Annotated in this window: 3 protein-coding genes; all 3 read right to left on the bottom strand. The window is 51.0% G+C overall.

Translation table 11 applies throughout. The features are described from left to right. Positions 1–142: 142 nt before the first annotated feature. A complete protein-coding gene (gene mreD, locus ACTHUM_RS12185; protein ID WP_070459832.1) occupies positions 143–643 on the bottom strand; it encodes a rod shape-determining protein MreD in 501 nt (166 codons plus the stop codon). Positions 644–647: 4 nt separating this feature from the next. Further along, complete coding sequence (mreC, locus tag ACTHUM_RS12180) at positions 648–1,490, bottom strand: rod shape-determining protein MreC (protein ID WP_070459835.1); 843 nt, start codon at positions 1,488–1,490, stop codon at positions 648–650. Positions 1,491–1,501: 11 nt separating this feature from the next. After that, a partial coding sequence (locus ACTHUM_RS12175) for a rod shape-determining protein (protein WP_440402979.1) occupies positions 1,502–2,082 on the bottom strand: 581 nt, incomplete at its 5' end.

The raw sequence follows: 2,082 nt of genomic DNA, 5'->3' as shown, positions 1-2,082 counted from the left end.
CAGCAAGATGGAAAAGAAGATGACAATCAGGACAAAAGCAACGAGCAGGCGCAATAAAGCGTCGGCTTGTGCAGCCTGAGCAGAAGGTTTTTTGGTATGTTGACCACCGGAAAGACGGCGTGGAAGAGTCGGTTTCATCTTTTCAGTGGGAGCGGTAAATACGGGTCACAATCAACATTAGCTGGCTGAGTATCGGCCAAAGTAATGTGCCGACAAATGGGGCAACAAAGCCTTGCAAAGTGATGACCTGATGATTAAGGAACAAACGGGCAACAGTTAAGACGGCCTGATTGAGAAGCAGCGCAGCCAAGACAGCAGCCAATTGCATAATGTGGCCGTACAGCATGATCTGGCGGCGGTGGTTTAAAATGAAATAAGTCATCACGACGTAAGACAGGGCGTGCAATCCCAAAGTCGCGGCGGTTGCGGCATCGACAATCAGGCCGATGGCAAAAGCCAGTCCCATGCCTGCGCGTTGCGGTTGGTGCAATGCCCAATACAGCAGCATCAGTGCCGTCATTTCAGGCAGCCAGAAGAACCCGTCAAAGGAAAACGGCATAAAGTCCAGTATCATCATCACGATGAGACTGGCCGCCATAATGTGCAGCGGTACTGCACGGTAAGAATCGTCAAAATCGTTCATGAAATCAGCGTGGGGAAGAAGGGGCGGAAGAAAGTACCAAGACAAAACGGCTGCTGCGTAAAGCGGCTAAAGGCGTCAGTTGCGTATCGTAATAAGGCGTTCCCGATGCGCGGACAACCTTGCTGACGGTTGCAACGGGAATCCCCGCCGGATAAGTACCGTCCAAGCCGGAAGTCAGTAGAATATCGCCGGGTTTCAAGTCTGAGCCGGTTGGAAAATAGCGCAAATCCAAACCGTTGCCATTGCCGTATGCCAAATTGCGTTCGCCGGTGCGACTGACGGCTATGGGGACAATGCTTTGTCCGCCTGAAATCAGCCCAATTTCCGCACTTTGTGTGTGAACTTGTGTCAACAGGCCGATCAAACCGCTTTGATCGATGACCGCATCGCCAACTTTCAAACCATCTTGGCCGCCCTTGCCGATAATCAGTCTTTCGGAAAGCGGATCTTTGCCATTGGAAATGACTTCCGCACCGATAACGTTGTGAATGCCTTTTTGTTGCAAACCGTACAGTTTTTTTAATTCGCGCAATTCATCAGTATTGACTTTATCTCGCTGCAAATCAATTTTCAGACGGCCATTTTCTTCCAGAAGTTGGCGGTTTTGTTCCAAGAGCTCGGATTTGGACTGGGAGAGGTCGGCAAAATATTGATAAAGTTGAACAGGTTGATTTGCCAGCCATTGAACAGGATAGAGCATGGGCATTACTGCAGCACGTACAGGCTGCATCAATGAAAAGCGGTAATCTGCCACCATCAGGCCGGCAGCCAGAGCGATATAAACGACAAAACGAGGCAACAGCTTAGAGCCTTTTGCCTCGTCAAAGCGCAAAGAAGAGCGTTCCATAACCATCTACCTTATGGGTTTTCCGTGAATACGGTATCCCATTTGCCGATATAGTCCAAAGCCTTACCGGCACCATAGGCAACGCAGTTCAGAGGTTGGTCGGCAATACCGACGGGCAGGCCGGTTGCGTCGGCCAAGACAGTATCGATACCGTGCAGAAGCGCACCGCCGCCGGTCAGCATAATACCGCGGTCGGCGATGTCGCCGGCCAATTCAGGCGGAGCCTGTTCCAAAGCTAGACGAACGGCACGGATGATTTGATTTACCGTTTCACTCAATGCTTCACGGATTTCATCTGAAGTAACTGCCAAGGATTTAGGCGTACCTTCGGCCAGATCGCGGCCTTTAATGCGCATGGCTGTTTCGGTTTCAAAGCCCGAGGCAGAGCCGATTTGTTTCTTCAATTCTTCGGCTGTAGCTTCGCCAATCAAGACACCGCGATGGCGGCGCAGGTAATGGATGATACTTTTATCGAATTCATCGCCGGCTGCGCGGACAGAAGCAGAATAGGCCATGCCGCCCAGTGAAAGAATACCGATTTCAGTCGTACCGCCGCCAATATCGACAATCATCGAACCTGCCGCATCTTCAA

The sequence above is a fragment of the Neisseria sp. P0021.S006 genome (genome assembly GCF_051956895.1).
Note: the sequence above shows the minus strand (reverse complement) of the source record. Positions and strands in the feature narration are given on the sequence as shown.